This window comes from Erwinia sp. S38 (genome assembly GCF_016624545.1).
Taxonomy (GTDB): Bacteria; Pseudomonadota; Gammaproteobacteria; order Enterobacterales; family Enterobacteriaceae; genus Erwinia; species Erwinia coffeiphila.
Window position 1 is genome coordinate 90,899 of record NZ_JACVTS010000021.1, and the last position, 21,283, is coordinate 112,181.

Genomic DNA, 21,283 nt, shown 5'->3' on the forward strand with positions numbered 1-21,283 from the left:
GCTAACACAATCACCAGCGCGAGCTGTCTCCCCGGTGAGGATTTGTTTATTCTGTGGCTCGTAATCTGAGGGCCACGAAGATAAAACGATGAAAAACAAAGTGAGAGAGAAGCAGCAGCAGAAAGCGACCGCCAGCGACGTTGCCGAACTGGTGGGCGTATCAAAATGGACGGTCCTGCGCGCCTTCAAAAACGGTGCATCTATCTCACCGAAAGTTCGGGAACAGGTACTGGAAGCCGCAAACCGGCTGGGATTCCGCCCCAACCTGTTGGCCAGAGGACTGAAACAGCGGAAAACCAATATTATCGGCGTGGTCACCGATGAATTTAACAACCCGCATACCCTGAAAATGCTCAGTGAAGTCAGCCATCAGCTGAACGAACGCGGCTATATGATGCTGCTGCTGAACACCGATTCGCAGGAGAACTATCGTTCGGTGCTGGAAATGGCCGGGCAGCTGCAGGTGGATGGCCTGCTGTTTCTCGCCACCATCCTCAGCGATGAACTGATCCTCACCGCCGAAAGCGTGCATCAGGTGCCGTCGGTTCACGTCTGCCGCAATACCGATACGCCGGATGTTGAAGTAGTCAATATTGACGGCTTCGCCGCCGGGATGGAAATGGGGCAACTGCTGCTGGACCAGGGCTATCAACGCTTTGGTTATATGGAAGGCCGCAACACGGAAACCACCCATTTACTGCGTATGGAAGGCTATGAATCGGTGCTACAGGCGGCGGGGAAAAAGCTGGATATCCTGCTGAAATGTAACCACTACGACCGCGAAATCGCGTATCGCGCCATGAGTGATTACTTACGGGTAACGCCCGCTGAATCACGAATTGATGCGCTGTTTTGCGAGAACGACGTGCTGGCTTTCGGGGCAATGCAGGCGATTCGGGATTATGATGCCGACCTGCACATCGGCATTGTCGGCTTTGATGACGTGGAAGAAGCGCGAACCACCACCTGGAATCTGACCACCTGGGCGCAGCGCTCCGACCTGCAAATTGCCGAAGCGCTCAACCGGCTGCTGGGTTCTCCGGCTGACGAACAGGGTCCGTGGCGATATGGCGAGCTGCGTATCCGCCAGTCCCATCTTAACCCTGCCGCCGACCCCATCAGTGAAGCGAAATAAAGTGATGCACCTTCGGTTTATCCTCCCCCTGATGGAAGCGGGTCACGCTGCTCTGTAAATCGGCATCAGCATTCGATACTCGCTGGTGCTGGCGCAGATGCTCGTGCCAGGACTCCACCAGGAACCACTCCATCAGCGTGCCGCTATCGTGGCTGTGTTCCGCAATCCCCCAGGCATAGGCTCCGTCACGGCGGCGCGTCAGCGACAGCTTCTTAATTTCCGCCAGGAACGCCGGACGATCTTCCACCGCGACCTGGTACTCAATCTGAATCATCACCGGGCCGCGATCGGTAGTCACTTCACCGCTCAGCTCGGGCGCATCCCAGTGGCCGGAAGGCTGCAGATCAGCTTCACCCGCCGGAAGTTTCAGGCGCAGACAGAGCAGTGCGGAAACCAGCAGCAGCAGCGCGGCAACAATCAGCGTCGGCACCAGGCCAATCTGCTGGCCCACCAGACCCCAGACCAGGCTGCCCGCCGCCATCGCCCCGTTGAAAATCATCAGGTAGACCGCCAGCCCACGGCCACGCACCCAGTCCGGCAGTACCGCCTGTGCCACGCCGTTCAGCGAGGTCAGCGCGGTGATCCAGCTGATACCGAGCAGGATCATCAGCGGCAGCGCCAGCGCTTTCACCGGCAGCAGGGCAATCACCACCATCACCAGCGCAGAGAGCACGGCGGAAAACAGCATCAGTCCGTCAACGTTCATCCGCTGGCGCAGCGCAGGCATAATCAGCGCGCCGACGATAGCACCAGTACCCACCGCGCCGAGCATAATGCCGTAGAATCCGGCGCTGCCCTGCAGCAGGTTACGCGCCACCAGCGGCAGCATCGCCCAGATAGCGCTGGCAAAGAAGAAGTAGATAGCCGCCCGTAACAATACGCGATGCAGTTCGCGGCTGGCCTTCACGTATCGAATCCCCGCCCGGAACGCGCCGAGGAAATGCTCGGACAGTTCGTTCTGTGCCTTATGCGGACGCTTCCACCAGATCAGCGCGGCAATAACAAACACGTAGCTCATCACGTCGGCACCGTAGGCCGCCCAGGCACCCAGCGCCGCCAGCAGCAAACCACCGGCAGCAGGGCCAACCGCACGGGCAATGTTGATCCCCAGCGAGTTGAGCGCTACGGCGTTTTTCAACTGTGGGCGCGGCACCAGCTCCGGCACAATTGCCTGCCAGGCTGGCCCCATCAGCGCGGCGCCAATCCCGCCGATAAAGGTTAACGCCACCAGATATTCCACGGTCAGCATATTATTATGCGACAAAATCAGCAGCGTTCCGCTGACGCTGGCCAGCAGCAGCTGCACGAAAATCAGCAGGCGACGGCGGTCCAGGATATCCGACAGCACCCCGGCAGGGATCGCCAGTAGGAAGATCGGCAAGGTCGCGGCGGTCTGCATCAGGGCAACGGCGGCCGGGTTGGAAGACAGCCCGGTCACCAGCCAGGAGCTGGCGACATCGCGCATAAAGCTCCCGGTATTACCGAGGATGGTTGCCGCCCAGATGGCGGCGAACAGCCCCTGTTTCAGCGGAGCGAAGGCCCCTGATTGCGTACTGGTGGTCATTTGCTGTTCCTCAAATCATTGCAGGCGACGTAAACCAGCGCACCGGCCAGTCCAAGGTGTTCAAAAAATCCGTTCATCACCATGCCGCGCTCCGCTACCGGCACCTGCCAGAACGCGTTAGCCATAAAGGTCGCGGCCACGGTAAACAGCGCCAGGGCCAGTGCGCCCAGCCAGCGCAGGCGGCCGCTCAGGATCATCAGTGATGCCCCCAGTTCCAGCACAATCACCGCAGCGGCCATCGGTGCCGCCGGTGACAGACCAAAATGCTGCATCTCGGCTATCGCGCCGGGGAAGTCCAGCAGCTTGACCAGGCCGCCCTGAATATAGGCGGAACAGAGGGCTAACAGCGCCAGCCAGCGAACGGCCGGGAACGGCACGCGGGACGTTAAAGCAGGAATAAGGGCATTACGCATGATTCTCTCCTGCCGGAGCCGCCTTCAGATCGGCTCCGGCATCGGGTTAATGGATCAGGCCTTGCGGGCCGGGGCTTTGTGAACCAGGGTGTAGGCGTAATCCACGCCCATGCCGTAGGCACCGCTGTGCTCACGCACCAGGTCCATCACCGCGTCGTAGGTCTCTTTACGTGACCAGTCGCGCTGGTACTCCAGCAGCACCTGCTGCCAGGTCACCGGCACCGCACCGGCCTGCACCATACGGTCGATGGAGCGCTCGTGGGCATCCACGCTGGTGCCGCCGGAGGTGTCGGTCACCACGTAGACTTCGAAGCCTTCTTTCAGTGCCATCAGCGCCGGGAAGGTCAGGCACACTTCGGTCCACAGGGCGGAGATAATCAGCTTTTTGCGGCCGGTCGCCTTCACCGCTTTCACGAAAGCTTCATCTTCCCAGGAGTTCATTGAGGTACGCTCAATCGGGGTGGATTCAGGGTGAACCGCTAACAGCTCAGGCCAGATGTAGCCGCTGAAGCTTTCGGTTTCAACCGAGGTGTAGATGGTCGGCACGTTAAAAATCTTGCCCGCTTTGGCTAAAGCGACGGTGTTATTTTTAAGCTGCTGGCGATCGATGTTGGCAACACCGAAGGACATCTGCGGCTGATGGTCGATGAAAATCAGGGTGGAGTTCTGTGGGTCCAGCAGGTCGAATTTAGACATTTTCAATTCCTCTTAATGTTTAGTTTTTCAATTTTGTGAGTGATGTTGTGCTGCTGGAAATAAGATTACGGCAGGAGATAAAAAGCGGATAGCGGAAAGAATTTAGCAACTCGTTAAGTTTTTTTTGACAGGTTTTTAGCCATTATATAGAAGAGATTATCCATACATATCATCAAGATAAGTTGATAAGAATTTTCTAACAAGTTGTCAAAATCTCTGCGATATCTATCATTCGACAGGGCATCTAAGATTAATTCCAACAAGACGCAATTAACCTAATTAACAATTCGAGGAAATAACCATGAGCACATTCAATACGCAAGACGGCACGCAAATCTATTACAAAGACTGGGGTACAGGTAAGCCGGTACTGTTCAGCCACGGCTGGCCGCTGGATGCCGACATGTGGGACAGCCAGATGAATTTCCTCGCCGAGCGCGGCTACCGGGTAATTGCTTTTGACCGCCGTGGTTTTGGCCGTTCAGAGCAGCCGTGGGAAGGCTACAACTACGATACGTTCGCTTCCGACATCAACGACCTGATCCAGCACCTTGACCTGACCGACGTGACCCTGGTGGGCTTCTCAATGGGCGGCGGCGATGTGTCCCGCTACATTGGCCGCTACGGCAGCGAGCGCATCAACGCACTGGTACTGCTCGGCGCCGTTACGCCAATCTTCGGCCAGACTGAAGATCACCCGGAAGGGGTTGAGCAGTCGGTGTTTGCCGGTATCCGTGACGGCCTGCGTAAAGACCGTGCTCAGTTTATCAGCGACTTCAGCACGCCGTTCTTCGGCACCAACGCAGGCCAGACCGTCTCTGAAGGCGTACTGACCCAAACGCTGAATATCGCCCTGCTGGCGTCGCTGAAAGGCACCATTGACTGTGTGACCGCCTTCTCGGAAACCGATTTCCGCGGCGATATGGCGAAGATTGACGTGCCAACGCTGGTTATCCACGGCAGCAACGACCAGATCGTACCGTTTGAAGCCACCGGAAAACTGGCGGCAGAGATGATTAAAGGCTCAACGCTGAAAGTGTATGACAATGCCCCACACGGCTTCGCGGTCACGCATCAGGACCAGCTGAATCAGGATCTGCTGGCCTTCCTGCAGCGCTAATTTTACTTCTCATTAAAGGGGGCGATTATGGCAATCGCCCCCTTTTTTATTACTCAGGTTTTTCCAAAGCAAAATTCACCCGCGTGCCGCCAGCCACACCGCGTAGGCTTCATCCCAGATTGCGGCCGGGGTGCCCACCTTACCCAGACCAAAACCGTGGCCGCCCTTGGAAATGCGGATCATCTGTACCGAAACGCCCATCCGGCGGCAGGTATCGTGCATGATCACGCTGTTTTCCGGGTTAGAGGTGGTGTCGTCTTCCGCCTGCGCCATAAACAGCGGCGGATAGGCGCGGGTCACGTAGTTTTGTACCGACCAGTTGGCCTCTTCGGCAGGAGAAGGATGATTGCCCACCAGCGACAGGTGGGTATTGGTATGGGTGTAAGGCGCTTCGAGAGTGATCACCGGATAAATCAGCCCCACGCTGTCGACCTTCGGCACCAGTTCGTCCAGCGCATCCTGCGGCTGATAGGAATCGTATTCAGGCCGGGCGGCGGCCATGCCGAACAGATGTCCTCCGGCGGAGAACCCGAGCAGATGTACGCTGCGCTCCATTGAGCGCACCAGACGGATAGCCCGCTGAGCATCCTGCAACGAAACGAGGTTACCGTCCTGCCAGTGTTCACCGGGAAGACGATAGCTGAGTACATAGGCAGTAAAGCCCTTCGACGTCAGCCAGCGCGCCACCGGCCAGCCTTCGCGCCCCATGCCGATCCAGCGATATCCCCCACCGGCAGCAATCAGCACGCCTTTTCCATTCGGCACTTCCGGCTGAAAACGCTGGATGCCGGGGCTGACGATATTCGACCACGAACCGTTAGGCGAGATGCGCAGCGCCCCTTTAGGGCCTCCACCGCCCGGCGGATCGTCCGGCCACAGAGGAAAAAAGTCCTGACGTGCGAACAGGTTATCGGTGCTCATGGCAAGGACAAACGCGCCGGAGCCAAGCAGCAGGCGGCGGCGACTAATCATCGTACATATCCAACATTCTCAGCAGGAAACAGGGAGGTTATCGTTGAGCGCCAGGACGGCGGATCTCAGTGGCGAAATAGTATTCACAAGCGTGGCAAATTGCTACAGGCGTCACACTTTTTTCATCACTAAATGTGGGATTACTCAGACGGAAACAGACAATAGCGGGTCCTGTTGATTCAGGACCCGGCGGGAAGGTTACTTCACGTTCTTTTTGGTGAACTCTTCGTAGTTTTCTTTGGTGATCACCTGATACGGAATCCACATAAATTTGTCTTTATTAGTACCGTCAATCACCTGCTTCGCCATGGTCACCGCGCCAACACCCTGGCCTGCCGCATCCTGGAACACGGTTAACGCCAGCTTGCCGTTTTTAATAAACTGCAGGGCATCCGGGGTGCCGTCGATGCCGGCGACCAGAATATCTTTTTTACCACTCTGGCCGAGGGCCATAATCGCGCCGATAGCCATCTCATCGTTGTTGGCGGCAATCGCATCAATCTTATCGCCGGAGAGCAGCCAGCCGGAGGTCACATCCACCGCTTCGTTACGCATCCACTGGGCGGACTGCTTCTCGATCACTTTCATATCTTTATATTTGGCGATCACTTCTTCCGTCGCTTTGGTACGCTGACGGGCTTCCTCCGCCGACAGCGCCCCCATCAGAATGGCGACGTTACCTTTGTAATTCATCTTTTTCGCCAGCGCTTCCATCTCCATCTGGCCGCCCAGCAGCGAGTCGGAGCCCACGTAGGCCATCTTGCCGGTCAGCTCAACTTCCGGCTTACGGTTAACAAAGATCAGCGGGATATTGGCTTTTGTGGCCGCATCCATCATGCGTTTAACGCCCTGAGTATCCACCGGGTTCAGAATAATCGCGTCAACGCCCTGATTAATAAAGTTCTCAACCTGCTGAACCTGGACCGCCACATCGCCCTTGGCATCTTCAAACTGCCCCTGAATGTTCTCTTTCTTCATCTCATTAGCCATCTGGGTACGCAGAGTGGAGACAAAGTTAAGATCGAAGTTAGCCAGCGCAACGCCAATGCGCAGGTCTTTCGCCTGGGAAGCCGGAGCCAGCGCCATAGCGCAAACGAGCAGTGCGATTTTTTTCGTGTTCATAGCATGATTCCTGTAGGTATAGGTAAGTTATTATTTTTTAACTACAAAACATCGGGTGAACGTCTTACTTCTTGGAAAAAAAATTGCGGCCAGGGCTGGCCGCATCGGTACTGCATTACTCAAAGTGCGCTTTAAAGCTTGCCAGAGCTGTTTCAGTGTCCCCTGACGCCCAGCCTTCCAGCGCAATTACCCCCCGGTAATTCATGGCGCGCAGCGCTTTCGCCACCGCGCGATAGTTGATCTCTCCGGTGCCCGGCTCGCAGCGGCCCGGTACATCCGCCACCTGAATTTCACCGATCGCATTACCGCTGCGCTGTACCAGCTCAATCAGGTTGCCCTCGCCGATCTGCGCGTGGTAGAGGTCCAGATTCATCTTCAAATACGGGCTGTTGACCGCTTCCACCAGCGCCAGGGTATCCGCCGCTTTGGCGAACGGCGTACGCGGATGATCGACGGCGGTATTAAGGTTTTCCAGGGTGAACACCCGCCCGGCTTTCTCGCCCAGCGCCGCCAGCTTCTCCAGCGTTCTCACCGCTTTCACCCACATCTCACCGGTGACGATATCCACCGGCTTCACCGGCAGGCCCTTATTATCCAGCCCGGTGCCGTGCAGATTCAGCGACGGGCAGTTCAGCCGCTCGGCCACCGCCAGCGACTCGGCGGCGCTGCTCAGCAGGTTTTCAATTTCTGCATCGTCGGTCAGGTTGCCGGTCAGATAACCGGTCATCGAGGTGAAGCGTGCACCGGTCGCCGCCAGCGCATCGATATCTTTATTTTCCCAGTGCCAGATCTCCACGCCGAAGCCCAGCTGGTGAATGCGCTGCACGCGTTCAATAAACGGCAGATCGAGGAAAACCATTTCGGCACTGACGGACAGGCTGTAATCGGACATGGTGACGATCCTTATAATTTAACCGGGAGGTTTTGCTGTACGGAGGCGATACAGGCCAGCGCAATCGCCAGCGCGTTCCGCGCATCTTCACCGGTAGCACGCGGGGTTTCGCCGGTGGCAGCGCAGCGGACAAACTCAGTGAGTTCAGCAATGTAGGCGTCGGCCAGCAGATCGGTGTCCTGGCGCGACGTATCAATCGAGATACCTTCCGCCGTGTAGCGCACCGCGTTGTTGACGTTGATATTGCCGATTTGCAGCATGCCGTTGCTGCCGAACACTTCGCCGCGCACGTCGTAGCCGTACACCGCCTGGAAGTTAGCTTCGGCAATGGCGATCGCGCCGTTATCAAAGCGGATAGTGACCACGGAGGTATCCAGCAGGCCTTTGTCCTTGAAGTCCGGGCGCACCAGCGCGTCGGCAATGGCATAGACTTCCACCGGTTTCGCACCCGGGTTGCAGTGCAGCAGGGTGTCGAAATCGTGGATCAGCGTTTCCAGATAAATCGTCCACGGTGGGATTGGCGTAGGATCGCGCAGCGGGGCCGGGTCGCGGGTCAGCGAGCGCAGCAGCTGCGGCGTACCGATTTTACCGGCCTTGATTTCCGCCAGCGCGGCGGCAAATCCGCTGGCAAAGCGGCGGTTGAAGCCCACCTGCAGCACCACACCGGCCTCGCGGGCGGCGGCAATGGCGCGATCGGCTTCTTCAAGGGTCACGGCCATCGGTTTTTCGCAGAAGACGTGCTTACCGGCGCGCGCGGCGGCGACCACCAGTTCAGCATGAGTACGCGCCGGGGAAACGATGACCACCGCGTCAATATCCGGGCTGTCGAGCATCGCCTGCGGTTCGCTGTAGAAACGCTCCACGCCGAGTTTTTCCGCCAGCCGCTGGGCCGCGCCCGGAACAGGATCGGCCACCGCCGCCAGTACTGCACCCGGTACACGCTGAGCCAGAGAGGCCGCGTGAAAGCTCCCCATCCGTCCCGCGCCAATCAGACCTACGCGTATAATTTTTTTTGTTGCAGACATCTTGTTCCCCTTCAGGTTACTGGCAGACATTCGTTGTGTCTTTGTCATAAGCAAAGGCTATGCCAGCCTGACAATCCCCTGACGTCGCGCTTTTCTCTGCCCGCTGCGATCACAAAATGGACATAAAAAAAACATGTCAACTTAACATGTCGATAAAATGGACACTCGATTAGCGGAGGGAAGAGCATGAATCATCAACCCGTTCTGAGGGCAGCCATTGGCGCAGAGTGCGACGGTAAGCTGAGCCTGCCGGAAAACAGTCAGGAAGCCCGGCGCTGGGATGCGCTGCTTGAGCAGGCACGCCGTGATTTTGATGCCGGTAAAGAGCCGGATTTCGTGCGCCCCGACATTCTGAACTCGTGGAAATACAGCCGCGATGCCGGTATCGACCCGGCTTTTTTTGCCTACACCTTCCCACCGCAGGATGAGGTGAAGCAGATTCTGGCGGATAACGCCGTGCTGATTGAGGTGGCGAGAGGGATTATGGAAAATCTGCTGGCCTATAATCCCGACGGCCATATTAATCTCACCGACGCCAACGGCATCACCCTCTCCTACTGCGGGCTGGATATCACCCCGGTGGGCAGCATCCTGCATGAATCCGAGATGGGGACCAACTGCACCGCGCGCTGCCTGAAGCAGCAGCGGGTGGTCTATCTGCTCAGCGGTGAAAACTGGAAGTTTGCTCTGCGCAGCCGCCACTATCCCTGTGCCGCAGCGCCAATCCGCGATGCCGAAGGGCGGATGATTGGCGTACTGACGCTGACCGCCACCCAGGACAACTTCCACTATCACACCCTCGGCACCGTACAGGCGGCGGCGGAAGCGGTGGGCCAGCAGCTGATCCTGCGCGCCCTGCTGGCGGAGCAGAAGTCGATCCTGGAAACATTGAATGAAGGGGTGATCGTGCTGGATCGCAGCGGGACGATCAAAACCATCAACCGCTACGCGCGGCAGATCTTCCACGGCTTCGCCCGCACCGGCCATCAGGTGGATGCGGTGCTGAATCCGCAAAACGCGCGGCTGGCGACCATGACCTTCTGCAACGACCGCGAAGTAGTGTTTGTACCGTCAGAAAATCAGCACGTCTCCTGCCTGGTGTCGGTGATGCCCGCGCCGACCGGCGGCAAGATTATCGCCCTGCGGGAAAACCAGCGTATTCGCGCTATTACTCGCCGGGTGATGGGCGTTAACGCCAGCTATACCTTCGACATGCTGTGCGGCAGCGCGCCCACGCTGATGGCGGCAATGGAAAAAGCGCGCAGCTGCTGCCGCAGTGACAGTACGGTGCTGCTGACCGGCGAGAGCGGCACCGGCAAAGAGCTGTTTGCCCAGGCGATCCACAATGAAAGCCTGCGCAGCGGCGAAGCGTTTATCGCCGTGAACTGCGGCGCGCTGCCGCGCGATCTGGTGCAGAGCGAGCTGTTTGGCTACGCCGACGGCGCGTTTACCGGCTCGCGTCGCGGCGGCGCGGCGGGGAAATTTGAGCTGGCCGACGGCGGCACCTTGTTCCTTGATGAGATTGGCGATATGCCGCTGGAGGCACAAACCAGCCTGCTGCGCGTATTGCAGGAGAGTGAAGTGGTGCGCATCGGCGCATCGCAGGCGGTGAAGGTGAACGTGCGGATTATCGCCGCGACCAACTGCAATCTGCTAAAAGCGGTGGAGACCGGCGCGTTTCGCCGCGACCTGTACTACCGGCTGAACGTCATCTCGATCCCCATTCCGGCACTGCGCGAACGCAGTAGCGATATTCCGGCACTCACCGAATGGTTCCGGGAAAAGGTCTGCACCCAGCTGAAAAAGGTGAACGTGCAGTTTACGCCACGGGCGATTGAGGCGCTGTGCCAGTATCCGTGGCCGGGCAACGTGCGCGAGCTGGAAAACATCGTCGAGCGCGTGATCAATACCCATAACGGGCTGCATATTGACGCCGTCGATCTGCCGGAAGAGGTGATCCAGGCAGGCCGCTCACAGCCGGAGTTGGCGGTTTCACGGGGCACCGCCACCCACGCCGTGCGGCTGGATGAAAATGAGCGTGTGCATATTATTGCCACGCTGAATTCGCTCAACGGCAATCTGCGGCAGGCCGCACAGCAGATGGGGCTGTCGCGCGCCGGGCTGTATAACAAACTGAAGAAGTACGCGATAAGCGTGGATGAGTTCCGCCGGTAGCACAGTGCTACCGGCAGGAGTCTGAGCAAATCAGATTAAGGTTTTGTCTTTATCTTTGCGCGACATGCTGTCGAGGTAGCCCATCACAAAGGCGGACAGCACGAAGGTCAGGTGAATAATCACGTACCACAGCAGCTTGTTGTCGGGCACGTTGCGCGCGTCCATAAAGATCCGCAGCAGGTGGATCGAAGAGATCGCCACAATCGACGCCGCCACTTTGTTCTTCAGCGAGCCGGAGTCCATTTTACCCAGCCAGCTCAGCTTTTCGCGGTGCTCGTCCAGATCCAGCTTGGAAACGAAGTTTTCATAGCCGGAGAGCATCACCATTACCAGCAGCCCACCGACCAGGGTCATGTCGATCATCGACAGCAGCATCAGCACCATGTCGTTTTCGGTCATCTCAATCACGTGCGGCAGCAGGTGGAAGACTTCCTGGAAAAACTTAATGCCCAGCGCCAGCAATCCCAGCGACAGCCCAAGGTAGATTGGAGCCAACAGCCAACGTGAGGTGTAAATCAGATTTTCAACGAAACGTTCCATAGCATCCAGTTCAGAGTTCAACACGGTGCACAGTATAACTGATGGTCGATGAACTTTAGCAGGCGCGGAGGACCGGAATCGGAACAATTTAAACGACTTTACGTTGCGGGAAGGTCATCCCGCAGCGAAGGCAGCTGGCCACCGGGTGGCGAAAGGCATTAGTGATACTGACGGTACTGCACGCGGTAGTCGCGCGGAGTGACGTTGAAGTGCTTTTTAAACACCCGCTGGAAGCACTGCTGGGAGGAGAAACCCAGATCCATCGAAATCGTCATAATGCTTTTGGTGGAATTAACCAGGCACTGTGCGGCCTGATCCAGGCGGCGGCTGCGGATAAAACTCGCCAGCGTAATGCCTTTTTTCTCTTTGAAGGCCCGCTGTAAATGCCACTTGGAGTAGCCTGATTTGGCCGCCACGGCTTCGATATTCAGCCCTTCTTCCAGATGTTCATCAATCCAGTCTACGATGACGTCTACGATTTCATTTTTCATTTCTACACACTCCACAACGGCAGCGAATTACCCGCATCTGCTTCTGCCATTCATTTTTACGATGGAATTATCTTTTTGATTTATATAATGAAACAGGTGATATGCAAAAATTAACGGTACATATCAATAAAAAGTAGAAAGGATGTTATTAGCAAGTTTAAAATAGCTCAAATAGATAATTTGAATCTGCTGATATAGACAGGAACTATATAACCCTATGATGGATCTTAATCTGGTTCGGGTTTTCATCGCCATTTATGAAACCCGCAGCGTCAGCGGTGCTGCCGATCGGCTGTTCATCACCCAGCCTTCTGCTAGCTATGCGCTAGCCCGTCTGCGGTCTGCGACGGATAACGAGCTGTTTAAACGCAGCCGAAAAGGGATGCTGCCGACGCCGGTTGCCAGCCATCTGTATAAGGTTTTTAAGCAGTCGCTCAGCGGGATCGAAAAAGCCGTGGCGGATACCCGCAGCTTCTCTCCGGAAACATCTTTTCACAAATTTAGCCTCGCGCTCTCCGACCTCGGCGAACAGCTGCTGCTGCCCAGGCTGGTTAAGCATCTGCGCGAGCTGGCGCCAAATGTGCAGCTGGAAGTGATGCCGATCGAGATGATGCGCATCGATGAATGGCTATTGACCGGGAAAGTGGATGCCACGCTGTGCAGCCGTAACGAAAGCATTTCACCAATTGCCCAGCGCGACAGAATTATGGATGAGCGCTACGTCTGCCTGGTGAATAACCAGCATCCGCGCATCGGCGGCGAGCTGACGCTGCATGACTATCTGGCCGAGCAGCACATTATCGTGTCGACCATCAGCGGGCATCATATGGTGGAGGCGCAAATTAAGGAGTATGGCTTTGAGCGGCGCATCGCGCTGGAGGTGCCGCACTTTACCGCGCTGGGCGAGATTATCGCCAGCAGCGAGCTGCTGGTGACCATTCCGCTCAGCGCGGCGAAAATCTATGCCGCGCGCGGCAACGGGCGCATCGTCGAACTGCCGTTCCAGCTGCCGAATCTGGAGGTTTATCTCTACGGCCATACCGAGATCGGCGACATCACCGCCAAGACCTGGTTCTATAACACGCTGAAAGAAGCCTGCCCGGTACTGATGGAGAACTGACCCGGCAATCAGCCTTTGCGGCGTGGGCCACGGCTCCAGTAGGCCATAAAGCTGATGCAGTCCTGAGCCAGGCCGCGCTCGCCGATCAGGTAGCGGCGCAGGTGCTTCACCGCGCTCGATTCAGCCGCCACCCAGCCGTGGAAGCGCACGTCGTCGTGGTCGGCGCGATCCCACACCAGCTGCCCTTCGGCCTCTTCGCGCAGATCTTCCCGCGCCAGCGCACTGTCCGGCAGGCGCACGTGCTCGCGCACCGCGCTCAGCAATGCTTCACCGTAGCTGGCTCCGCTGGCGTCACGCGGCAGCCAGTGAATATCGGCAAAGGCGTACTGGCTGAGATCGACGCAGTCGCCGCGCTCGGGCACTTCCAGGAACACCTGTAACTGCGGCGGGTTCTGCCAGCTGGAGAGCTGCTCAAGAATTGCCTTCGCCGCCGGTAGCGCGGTTTCATCCGCCACCACCAGCCCCTGCTTCACCTGCTCGTGCGGATTCCATTCGTAGCCACCGCTGTCCTGACCATATTCGCGATTCGGCGCGGCGATTTGCATCGCGTCGCCCGGCTGCGCGTCCAGCGCCCAGGCCGACGCCGGGCCTTCGGTGCCGTGCATCACGAATTCCACTTCCATCTCCGGCACCTCGGCGTCGGCGTTAACGTGGCGAAGAGTATAGGTGCGCATAATCGGGCGATCTTCCACCGGCAGCTTACCGAGGTTTTCCCACCACGTCAGGCCGTTATCGACCAGTTCGAACGGTTTGCCGCTCGGCGGTGGCAGCAGCAGCTTGATGCGCTGGTCCGGCGCATCCATCTTCATCTGGCGCACTTCCTCACCGCTAAACACGCAGCACAGCATCGAAGGAGACAGTACCTGCTTGCGCGCCAGTACGACATTGAATAAGCGATAACTCTGAGCAGCCATAGATCCACCTTGTTAACCGAAAGCCGTGCGCGCGTGCCGCACATAAGGGCAGCAAGAATAGCAAAGGCAAATGATAATGAGAATGCGTATTACCCCAATCCGTATCCAGCTGCATTTATCCGCGTGTGCCACCCGGGCGGAAGGCGTTGATCTCCGTCGCGAAAGCGTTCAACGTAAGGTTTTTCTTTATCGCGGAGTCTGTCGATGTCATTAAGCCTTCTGACGCAGCTGGCCGATATCCCGGCCAGTCAGTGGGATGCCCTGGCCCTCAACGACCAGCCTTTTATGCGCCACGCTTTCCTCAGCGCGCTGGAAGAGAGCGGCTCGGTGGGCGGACGCAGCGGCTGGCAGCCGCAGCATTTACTGTGGCGCGAGGGTGACCGCGTGCTGGCGGCAATGCCGGGCTACGGCAAACGGCACTCCATGGGCGAATACGTCTTCGATCACGCCTGGGCGGATGCCAGCCAGCGGGCGGGCATTCCCTACTATCCCAAGTGGCTGTCGGCGGTGCCGTTCAGCCCGGTGGGCGGCGCGCGGCTGCTGGGCGAAGCGCAGGCAGCCGACCGGCTGCTACAGGCGCTGCCGGAATTTCTTTCCACCCATGGTTTTTACAGCGGCCATATCAACTTTAACGACGCTGCGCTCGGCGATCGGCTGGCGGAGGACGGTCGCTGGCTGCCGCGCCTCGGCTGCCAGTATCACTGGCACAATCGCGGCTACCGCGATTTTCAGGATTTTCTCGACGCGCTGACCTCGCGCAAGCGTAAGCAGCTGCGCAAGGAGCGCGAAGGCGTACGCCAGCAGGACATTGAATTTTGCTGGTATCAGGGACACGAACTGAGCGAAGCGCAGTGGGATTTTGTTTACACCTGCTACGCCAACACCTACTTCGTTCGCGGCCGCCAGCCCTATCTCACCCGCCCGTTTTTCAGCCTGCTGGCGGCACGCATGCCGGAAGCGCTGCGCATCACCATCGCCAGCCAGCATCGCCAGCCGGTGGCGATGGCGCTGAGCCTGGTCGACGGCAGCACCTTCTACGGCCGCTACTGGGGCTGCCTGGCGGAGTTCAACCACCTGCACTTTGAAACCTGTTTCTATCAGGGGATGGAGTATGCGATCGATAACGGGCTACAGCGCTTTGACGCCGGGGCGCAGGGGGAGCACAAGCTGATACGCGGTTTTGAACCGGTACTGACCGAATCCTGGCACCTGCTGCGCCACGGCGGCCTGCATGACGCCGTGGCGGATTTCCTGCAGCAGGAGCGCGACGGCGTGCGCGCCTGGGCTGAGGAAGCCCGCGACGCACTGCCGTACCGGCTTAACGCCGGATAACGCTACTGTTCGCCGACGAAGCCGCCGGTCTGATGCCGCCACAGCCGCGCATACAGGCCGTCCTTCGCCAGCAGTTCGGCGTGGCTGCCGATCTCGACAATCCGCCCCTGTTCCAGCACCACCAGCCGGTCCATGCGGGCAATGGTCGACAGGCGGTGGGCGATGGCGATCACCGTTTTGCCGCCCATCAGCCCTTCCAGACTTTCCTGAATCGCCGCTTCCACTTCGGAATCCAGCGCCGAGGTGGCCTCATCCATAATCAAAATCGGCGCATCCTTCAGCAGCACACGGGCGATGGCGATACGCTGGCGCTGACCGCCGGAAAGCTTCACGCCGCGTTCGCCGACGTGTGCATCCAGTCCGGTGCGGCCCTGGAGATCCGACAGCAGCGGAATAAACTCATCGGCCTTCGCCCGGTGGATCGCCTGCAGCATCTCCTCTTCGCTGGCGCCGGGGCGGCCATACAGCAGGTTTTCGCGAATGGAACGGTGCAGCAGCGAGGTATCCTGAGTAATCATCCCTATCTGCGCGCGCAGGCTCTCCTGGCTGACGTCGGCAATGTTCTGGCCGTCGATCAGAATCCGCCCGCCGTTGAGGTCGTAGAGCCGCAGCAGCAGGTTAACCAGCGTCGATTTCCCGGCACCCGACGGGCCAATCAGGCCAATTTTCTCGCCGGGACGAATGGTCAGTTGCAGGCCGTCAATCACCCGCCGTTCGCCGCCGTAGTTAAAGGTAATGCCGTCAAACTGGATTTCGCCACGGCTGACATCCAGCGCCGCCGCATCGGGTTTATCACTCACGCTCAGCGGCTGGGAGATGGTTTTCAAGCCGTCCTGCACCATGCCGATGTTTTCAAAGATGCCGTTCACCACCCACATGATCCAGCCGGACATATTCACGATGCGGATCACCAGCCCGGTAGCCAGCGCGATCGCGCCGACGCTGATCAGCGACTGGCCCCACAGCCACAGCGACAGCCCGGTGGTGCTGACAATCAGCAGGCCGTTGAGCGTGGTGACCACCACATCCATCCCGGTCACCATTCGCCCCTGGCTGCGGGTTTTCTGCGTCTGATCGTCCAGCGCTTCCCGCGCATAGCTGCGTTCCAGATCGCCGTGGGCAAACAGCTTGAGGGTGGCGATATTGGTGTAGCCATCCACAATAAAACCCATCAGCCGCGAGCGTGAATCCGAGGAGGCCACCGAACGCGCTTTGATCCTCGGCACAAAATACTTCAGGCACAGCACGTAGCCGATAATCCACAGGATCAGCGGAATGGTCAGCCGCCAGTCGGCTTCGGCGAACAGCACCAGCGTGGTCACCGCGTAGATCACCACGTGCCACAGCGCGTCCACCATCTGCACCGCAGAATCGCGCAGCGCGCTGCCGGTCTGCATAATGCGCTGGGCGATGCGCCCGGCAAAGTCGTTCTGGAAAAAGTTCAGGCTCTGGCGCAGCACGTAGTTATGATGCTGCCAGCGGATCATATTGGTCATGCCGGGGTTAATGGTCTGATGCACCAGCAGATCGTGAAGGCCGATAAACAGCGGACGAAACAGCATTGCCACCGCAGCCATCCAAAGCAGTTCGCCGTAGTGATCCTGAAAGAAGCTGGCGGCCGGGGTGCTGTTCACCAGATCGATAATCCGGCTGAGATAGCGAAACAGCGAAACTTCGATTAAAGACGCAATCAGGCCAATCACCAGCAGCAGCGCAAAGACCGGCCACACCTGGCGCAGATAGAACAGATAGAAGGGCCACACGCTGTCGGGTGGCGTGGTGCCCCGGGCTTCCCTGAAGGTATCGATCATCCTTTCAACACGGTGATAAAACATAAGACAGGCTCAGTTGACCAACGGAACCCTGAAGCTTAGTGCATCAGACCGGTCATCAGGCGTCAGTCAGTGCCTTTGTATCGTAAATAATCCACCGATGCGGCGGCCGGACGGCGAAATGCAGATTCCTGGATGCACAACGGCCGCAAAGGCTGCTTTAATAACGCCAGCGCCTGCGGCCACGGAAAAACGTGCCCGCAGGGATTTCTGCCCCTCGGAATCAGGAAAAGCATGTGGAACGTCTGGACTGCGATCGGATGTTTGTAGCGGTAATGGAACTGGGCAGCTTCGCGGCGGCGGCCGCGCGGCTGGGCACCAGCAGCGGGCAGGCGTCCAAGCTGGTCGCCAGGCTGGAAAGCGAGCTGGGCGTACAGCTGCTCAAGCGCAGCACCCGCGCTCTGTCGCCGACCGAAGTCGGGCTGGCCTACTTCGACCGCATTAAAAACCTGCTGGAAGAGTGGGACGCGCTGGATGCCTCGGTGCGACATGCGGCGGGGAAACCGACCGGTCGCATCAAGCTCAGCGCGCCCATTACCTTTGGTGCCAGCCAGCTGGCCCCGGTACTGATCGCCTTTGCCCGCGAATACCCGGAAATCGAGCTGGACGTTAACTTCTCCGATCGGCTGGTCAACATCGTGGATGAGGGCTTTGACGTGGCGATCCGCATCGGCAGGCTGAGCGACAGCCGCCTGATTGCCCGCCACCTCAGCGATATGCGGGTGGTGATTGCCGCCAGCGATGAGTACCTGAGCGCGCACGGCACGCCGATCCGCTATCAGCAGCTGGCCGATCACAACTGCATTATCGACACCAATTTTCGCGATCCCTTTAACTGGCCGTTCAGCGTAGACGGCGAAGCGGTTACCCTGCCGGTGCGCGGCCGCCTGCACTTTTCCAACGCCGAAGCCAGCCTGACCGCCGCGCTGAGCGGGCTGGGCATTGCCCGGCTGCCGACCTTTATTGCCGGTCCGGCGCTGCGGGCGGGCACCATTCGCCCCCTGCTGCGCCACAGCGAAATCCCGCCGCTCGGGCTGTACGCGGTATATCCCCCGGCGCGCCATCTGGCGCATAAAGTCCGGGCGCTGATCGACTTCCTGGTCAGCCACTATGACGGTGAGCCGGAGTGGGATCGCGGCTGGTGATTACTTCCAAAACGGAAGGAATGTTTGCGTTTCTGGCGGGATAATCAGCGTCAGGGAATCAGTGTAAAGTACGTTCCATCAACCCCCGATGGCATACTGAATAAGGTAAATAACATGACTGATACCCGCACCGCTCCCTGGGCCGCACTCATTCTGCGTCTTTCTCTCGGCATCCTGTTCCTGGCCCATGCCGGTCTGAAACTGTTTGTCTTTACGCCCGCAGGCACCGCAAAATTCTTCGCCTCGCTGGGCCTGCCCGGCGGCCTGGCATACGTCACTATCGTCTGGGAAATTCTCGGTGCGGTGGCGCTGATCGTCGGCTACCGTCCGCGCATCGCTGCAATTGTGCTGATCCCGGTGCTGCTCGGTGCGATTTTCACCGTACACGGTCCGGCAGGCTTCTGGTTCACTAACCCGAACGGCGGCTGGGAATATCCGGTATTCTGGGCCATCAGCCTGGTGGTACTGGCGCTGATCGGCGACGGTAAGTACGCGCTGAAAGCCTCCCTGCCTTCTTCACGTCTGCGCTAAGGAAGTTGCTATGCTGGTAAACGGTAAATGGACGGCGGACTGGCACCCGGTGCAGGCCACCGATGAGAAAGGCGGCTTCGTCCGTCAGATCTCCAGCTTCCGCCACTGGGTGACACCCGATGGCGCACCCGGCCCCACCGGTGACGGCGGGTTTGCCGCCGAAGCGGATCGCTACCACCTGTACGTGGCGCTGATCTGTCCGTGGGCATCACGCACACTGATCGCCCGCAGCCTGAAAGGTCTGCAGGATGTGGTCAGCGTCTCGGTGGTGGAGCCGAAGCTGACCGATGAAGGCTGGCGCTTCGGCGACTATCCCGGTTCCGACCGCGATACGCTGAATCACGCCGAGTATCTGCATCAGCTTTACACCCGCGCCGACGACAGCTTTACCGGCCGCGCAACGGTGCCGGTGCTGTGGGATAAAAAAACCGCTACCATCGTCAGCAACGAATCCGCCGACATTCTGCGGATGTTTAACAGCGGTTTCGGCAACCTGGCGAGCAACAACCTCGACCTCTGTCCGCTGGCGCTGCGGGACGAGATCGACGCCCTGAACGCGGAAATCTATCCCCGGCTGAACAACGGCGTGTACCGCGCCGGGTTTGCCACGACCGAAGTCAGCTACCGCGAAGCCTTTAACGATGTTTTCGGTATGCTGGATACGCTGGAGATGCGCCTGAGCCAGCGCGGCCCGTGGCTGTTTGGCGAGTCGCTGACCGAGGCCGATATCCGCCTGTTCGTGACCCTGATCCGCTTTGACGTGGCCTATCACGGCATCTTTAAGTGCAATCAGCGGCAGCTGCGTGATTACCCGGCGCTAAACGGCTTCCTGCTGGGCATGCTGGCGCTGCCGGGCGTTCGCCAGACGGTGAGTATCGACCATATTAAGCAGGGCTATTACTCGATTAAGAGCCTGAACCCGAACGGAATTGTGCCTGCCGGTCCCGATATGACCGCGTACGGTTTGTAATCTGCATCAGGAGAAATGTCATGACAGGTCTGGTTATTTTACTGCACGGCGTGGGCAGCAACGGCAACGATCTGGCCGGGCTGGGTCGCCACTGGGCACCGAGCCTGCCGGGCGTGAGTTTCGCCAGCCCTGACGCGCCGTTCCATTTTGAGCACGGCGCGGGCTATCAGTGGTTCAGCCTGGCCGGTATTACGCCGGCTAACCGCCCGGCGCGCGTGGCCGCAGCGCGGGAAGCATTTGACCGCGAGCTGACGGCGATCCTTGAACAGCATCAGATGACCGATAAGCTCGACAAAGTGGTGCTGGTCGGCTTCTCGCAGGGGTCGATTATGGCGCTGGATGCGCTGGTGTCCGGCCGCTGGCCGGTCGCGGGGATCGTGGCCTTCTCTGGCCGCCTGGCCTCACCGCAGCCGTTGACTCCGGCGCTCAATACTCCGGTGCTGCTGATCCACGGTATGGCCGACGGCGTCATCCCGGTGGCAGAGAGCGAAGTGGCGGCGGAGACATTGCGCGATCTGGGCGTCAGCGCCCGCAGCGACTTCGAGCCGGGGACCGGACACACTATTTCGGCACGCGGGGCACAGCTTGCGGCGGAGTTTATTGCCGGGCGTTTGAATTTAAGCTGAGTGGATGTATCATCCTGATGTCAACAGAGGATAATTCCTCTATGGTCAGAGTTACCTCTTCTGAACCGAAAACAAACCGACCTCACCCGTCGGTTTTTTTTCGTCTTAATACTGCTGCCTGCTGCCCGGAATCATCCTTATCTTCTGATGAATGTCCATCGCCTGACCCTTTCCTGACGACAACCACTCCTCCTTTTTCACTGACTGAACAAGGGCTGATCCATATCATCTGTTTATCGAAAAGTTAGCACGATCATGGTTACCGCACTTATTGTTAATCAACTCATAGTAACTTACGTTACTATTCATTCATCGGAGGCAAACAACCTCCTCACCATACAAATGAAGGAATACGACCATGAAAACTATCAAAACACTGTCTGTTGCTGCCGTTGCTGCTCTGTCATTGATGTCTTTCGGTAGCTTTGCTCAGAGCATTACTGCCACCTCTTCTACCCTTGACGGCGCTGAAGCGAAAATCGCCGCTCAGGCTCAGCAGGCGGGTGCAGGCTACAAAATCACCAGTGCACGCGTTGAAAACGGCGCATACGTTTCTGCGGAATTGATCAAATAAAAATGGTCGCATAAGGATATGCCAGAAGAGGGGGGCCCCGGGGGGGGGGGGGGGGGGGTTGGTGGGGGGGGGAATGGTTTTAAAAGCGGGAAGG

21 protein-coding genes are annotated in these 21,283 nt (G+C 58.5%); 10 read left to right on the top strand and 11 right to left on the bottom strand.

All coding sequences use genetic code 11. The features are described from left to right. The first annotated feature begins 88 nt into the window (after positions 1–88). Positions 89–1,135 carry a LacI family DNA-binding transcriptional regulator gene (locus IBT46_RS20725; RefSeq protein WP_200547216.1) on the top strand — a complete coding sequence of 349 codons (1,047 nt, stop codon included), beginning with the start codon at positions 89–91 and terminating at the stop codon, positions 1,133–1,135. Here IBT46_RS20725 and IBT46_RS20730 read toward each other — a convergent pair. The 3 genes from IBT46_RS20730 to IBT46_RS20740 are packed head-to-tail and all read right to left on the bottom strand — an operon-like array spanning position 1,119 to position 3,808. Next, a complete protein-coding gene (locus tag IBT46_RS20730; protein ID WP_200547217.1) occupies positions 1,119–2,699 on the bottom strand; it encodes an MFS transporter in 1,581 nt (526 codons plus the stop codon). The two genes, IBT46_RS20725 and IBT46_RS20730, sit on opposite strands and share 17 nt — an antisense overlap. Beyond that, positions 2,696–3,112 carry a DoxX family protein gene (locus IBT46_RS20735; RefSeq protein WP_105593566.1) on the bottom strand — a complete coding sequence of 139 codons (417 nt, stop codon included), beginning with the start codon at positions 3,110–3,112 and terminating at the stop codon, positions 2,696–2,698. Before IBT46_RS20735 ends, IBT46_RS20730 begins: the two co-directional genes overlap by 4 nt. Positions 3,113–3,166: 54 nt before the next feature. Beyond that, positions 3,167–3,808: a hydrolase gene (locus IBT46_RS20740; RefSeq protein ID WP_105593567.1), complete on the bottom strand. Its 642-nt coding sequence runs from the start codon at positions 3,806–3,808 to the stop codon at positions 3,167–3,169. 301 nt (positions 3,809–4,109) lie between these two features. Here IBT46_RS20740 and IBT46_RS20745 point away from each other — a divergent pair, with 301 nt between their 5' ends. After that, the gene (locus IBT46_RS20745; protein WP_200547218.1) at positions 4,110–4,928 is read left to right on the top strand and encodes an alpha/beta fold hydrolase; all 819 of its coding nucleotides are present in this window, start codon (positions 4,110–4,112) and stop codon (positions 4,926–4,928) included. Positions 4,929–5,003: 75 nt separating this feature from the next. On the opposite strand, the gene IBT46_RS20750 is transcribed toward IBT46_RS20745, so the two are convergent. From IBT46_RS20750 to IBT46_RS20765, 4 genes are all read right to left on the bottom strand, one after another. After that, entirely contained in the window at positions 5,004–5,900 is an 897-nt protein-coding gene (locus IBT46_RS20750) for an alpha/beta hydrolase (RefSeq protein ID WP_200547219.1), read from the bottom strand. Positions 5,901–6,098: 198 nt separating this feature from the next. After that, positions 6,099–7,022, bottom strand: coding sequence for a substrate-binding domain-containing protein (locus tag IBT46_RS20755; protein WP_200547220.1), 924 nt, complete (start codon positions 7,020–7,022; stop codon positions 6,099–6,101). A 115-nt stretch (positions 7,023–7,137) separates the two neighbouring features. After that, entirely contained in the window at positions 7,138–7,914 is a 777-nt protein-coding gene (locus IBT46_RS20760; RefSeq protein ID WP_200547221.1) for a TIM barrel protein, read from the bottom strand. 11 nt (positions 7,915–7,925) lie between these two features. After that, positions 7,926–8,939, bottom strand: a complete 1,014-nt coding sequence (locus IBT46_RS20765; RefSeq protein ID WP_200547222.1) for a Gfo/Idh/MocA family oxidoreductase — start codon at positions 8,937–8,939, stop codon at positions 7,926–7,928. A 186-nt stretch (positions 8,940–9,125) separates the two neighbouring features. Between IBT46_RS20765 and IBT46_RS20770 the strand changes: the two genes are divergently transcribed. Further along, entirely contained in the window at positions 9,126–11,114 is a 1,989-nt protein-coding gene (locus IBT46_RS20770) for a sigma-54-dependent Fis family transcriptional regulator (RefSeq protein WP_200547223.1), read from the top strand. A gap of 30 nt (positions 11,115–11,144) precedes the next feature. Here IBT46_RS20770 and IBT46_RS20775 read toward each other — a convergent pair whose 3' ends face one another. Together IBT46_RS20775 and IBT46_RS20780 are read right to left on the bottom strand one after the other, a co-directional pair. Continuing rightward, positions 11,145–11,654, bottom strand: coding sequence for a TIGR00645 family protein (locus IBT46_RS20775; RefSeq protein WP_105593574.1), 510 nt, complete (start codon positions 11,652–11,654; stop codon positions 11,145–11,147). Between the two features lie 158 nt (positions 11,655–11,812). Next, the gene (locus IBT46_RS20780) at positions 11,813–12,145 is read right to left on the bottom strand and encodes a helix-turn-helix domain-containing protein (protein ID WP_105593575.1); all 333 of its coding nucleotides are present in this window, start codon (positions 12,143–12,145) and stop codon (positions 11,813–11,815) included. Between the two features lie 217 nt (positions 12,146–12,362). On the opposite strand from IBT46_RS20780, the gene IBT46_RS20785 reads away from it, so the two are divergent. Continuing rightward, on the top strand, positions 12,363–13,265 hold the full coding sequence (locus IBT46_RS20785) for a LysR family transcriptional regulator (RefSeq protein WP_200547224.1): 903 nt from the start codon (positions 12,363–12,365) through the stop codon (positions 13,263–13,265). An 8-nt stretch (positions 13,266–13,273) separates the two neighbouring features. Here IBT46_RS20785 and IBT46_RS20790 read toward each other — a convergent pair whose 3' ends face one another. Beyond that, positions 13,274–14,179 carry a siderophore-interacting protein gene (locus IBT46_RS20790; RefSeq protein ID WP_200547225.1) on the bottom strand — a complete coding sequence of 302 codons (906 nt, stop codon included), beginning with the start codon at positions 14,177–14,179 and terminating at the stop codon, positions 13,274–13,276. 204 nt (positions 14,180–14,383) lie between these two features. On the opposite strand from IBT46_RS20790, the gene IBT46_RS20795 reads away from it, so the two are divergent. Next, positions 14,384–15,511 (top strand): GNAT family N-acetyltransferase, encoded by a 1,128-nt coding sequence (locus IBT46_RS20795; RefSeq protein ID WP_200547226.1) that lies wholly within the window; start codon positions 14,384–14,386, stop codon positions 15,509–15,511. 2 nt (positions 15,512–15,513) lie between these two features. Here the strand turns inward: IBT46_RS20795 and IBT46_RS20800 are convergent, their stop codons facing one another. Continuing rightward, positions 15,514–17,346, bottom strand: a complete 1,833-nt coding sequence (locus IBT46_RS20800; protein ID WP_200547227.1) for an ABC transporter ATP-binding protein — start codon at positions 17,344–17,346, stop codon at positions 15,514–15,516. Between the two features lie 233 nt (positions 17,347–17,579). Here IBT46_RS20800 and IBT46_RS20805 point away from each other — a divergent pair, with 233 nt between their 5' ends. The 5 genes from IBT46_RS20805 to IBT46_RS20825 all read left to right on the top strand — a co-directional run bounded on the left by IBT46_RS20805 (position 17,580) and on the right by IBT46_RS20825 (position 21,189). After that, entirely contained in the window at positions 17,580–18,488 is a 909-nt protein-coding gene (locus tag IBT46_RS20805) for a LysR family transcriptional regulator (RefSeq protein ID WP_200547228.1), read from the top strand. Positions 18,489–18,602: 114 nt separating this feature from the next. Then, entirely contained in the window at positions 18,603–19,019 is a 417-nt protein-coding gene (locus IBT46_RS20810) for a DoxX family protein (protein ID WP_123334348.1), read from the top strand. Positions 19,020–19,029: 10 nt separating this feature from the next. After that, entirely contained in the window at positions 19,030–19,989 is a 960-nt protein-coding gene (locus tag IBT46_RS20815) for a glutathione S-transferase family protein (RefSeq protein WP_200547229.1), read from the top strand. A 20-nt stretch (positions 19,990–20,009) separates the two neighbouring features. Further along, positions 20,010–20,615, top strand: a complete 606-nt coding sequence (locus IBT46_RS20820; RefSeq protein WP_200547230.1) for an alpha/beta hydrolase — start codon at positions 20,010–20,012, stop codon at positions 20,613–20,615. A gap of 358 nt (positions 20,616–20,973) precedes the next feature. Further along, positions 20,974–21,189 carry a YdgH/BhsA/McbA-like domain containing protein gene (locus IBT46_RS20825; RefSeq protein WP_105593585.1) on the top strand — a complete coding sequence of 72 codons (216 nt, stop codon included), beginning with the start codon at positions 20,974–20,976 and terminating at the stop codon, positions 21,187–21,189. Positions 21,190–21,283 lie beyond the last annotated feature (94 nt).